1 protein-coding gene is annotated in these 1,453 nt (G+C 38.5%); it reads left to right on the plus strand.

All coding sequences use genetic code 11. From position 1 onward, the window contains the following. Nucleotides 1-1,070: 1,070 nt before the first annotated feature. On the plus strand, nucleotides 1,071-1,453 hold a 383-nt coding region (locus DSM100238_RS09220; RefSeq protein ID WP_167511145.1), incomplete at its 3' end, for a hypothetical protein.

Raw genomic sequence — 1,453 nt, forward strand, 5'->3', positions numbered from 1 at the left:
CCTTATGGGTTTTCTATTTGCTAGGTGGTTGTAGGTCTATGTTGGTTGCTTGTTGTTAGCATCCACTTTTAGCATCCTTTAGTGGGGTGTTTTTGTAGTGGTAGGTATGTTAACAAAAAAAATAAATCCATGTGAAAATGCGTCGCATTGAGACGCACACGCGCCCCGCAAATTTTGACCAACCATGCTAACACATATTGCTTACGAACGGTAATAATGGTGCGAGTGGTAGGGCTGATGCCGCTGCGTTCTTGGAACCATAATAATGCGAACATAATTGTAAACAGATTTATCTGTTTATTATTTGTTTGTGTTATTCTATGTTAGTGAGTTGATTATGTTGTTTTGTGTGGTTGTTCTTGTTCTTTGTTTTTGCTCCTTTTTCGGCGTTTATGGTCGTTTTTTAGACTTTTTAGATGTCAACCCCCTATGATATATGCGAATTGACATGTAAATTGATATGTAAAAGCATAAAAAAAAATAACCCGTTGTGGGTTATTTATTATTTTTTTTAATCGTGCAGCCCGTAATTACCACCTGTTAGAATGTCGGATAATTCTCTATCTGGGTCATCTGAACCACTGATTCTTACAGCCCATTCTGACACTTTTGATTTAGGATAAAATTGAAATAGTGCTATGCATGGTTGTATGTCTTGTATGTTGCATGTTTGTTGTAGTTCATATGCTTTTTTCTTCTGTGTTGGTGTTATCTGATTCATTTGGTTCCTATCCTTTCGCGCCCCTTGTTTGTTGTTTTATGTGGGGCGCTTTGTTGTTGGTGCCTATCTGTTGCGCCCCTTGGTATCTATCTGTTAGTTTATTTGTTTGACTGTTGTTCCTACGCTGTTGACTAGTTTGCTGTCCTGTCCAAACATTGTTGGTGCTATGTATATGATTACTGCGACCATGATTCCTATTCCAAGAAATGATATGAATTGCGACCATTGTCTGTTTAGTAAAAACTTCAGACTTAGTGCCCCCATGATTATGAACACTAGTGGTCCTATCCATTGAGTTGAAATGCTAGTCCACACATCTTGTAGTGTTGCTATATCTGTTATTATATTCATGTTGGTTCCCCCTGTTGATTTATCTGTTTTGTTTTATATTTGTAAACCATTGTTTTTATGGTTCCTACCTGCTGTGCTCATGATTATCATCAATGCGATTGTGATGATGATGATTGGTAGCATGGTTGTGATTTCTTTTTTACCTGTGAGTGCAAATGACTTGATTCTGTTTCGTTGGTATCTGATTGCATCTATGTGTCCTGATACATCGCTCCAATCAAACGGGCTGGTTCCACTCCATTCGTATGGTGGGTTGCTTGCTGATATGCGCCCGCTGCTGGTCATGTTTGCTGTGAATTGCTTAAAGTTGTTGCCTTGGTATGATTTCACATTGCTTGGTGCTTTGACTTCAGTGAATGATTCATCGTGCCAATCAAATTG

Origin of the sequence: Bifidobacterium apri (assembly GCF_009299485.1) — a bacterium.
In the GTDB taxonomy this organism is placed as follows: domain Bacteria; phylum Actinomycetota; class Actinomycetes; order Actinomycetales; family Bifidobacteriaceae; genus Bifidobacterium; species Bifidobacterium apri.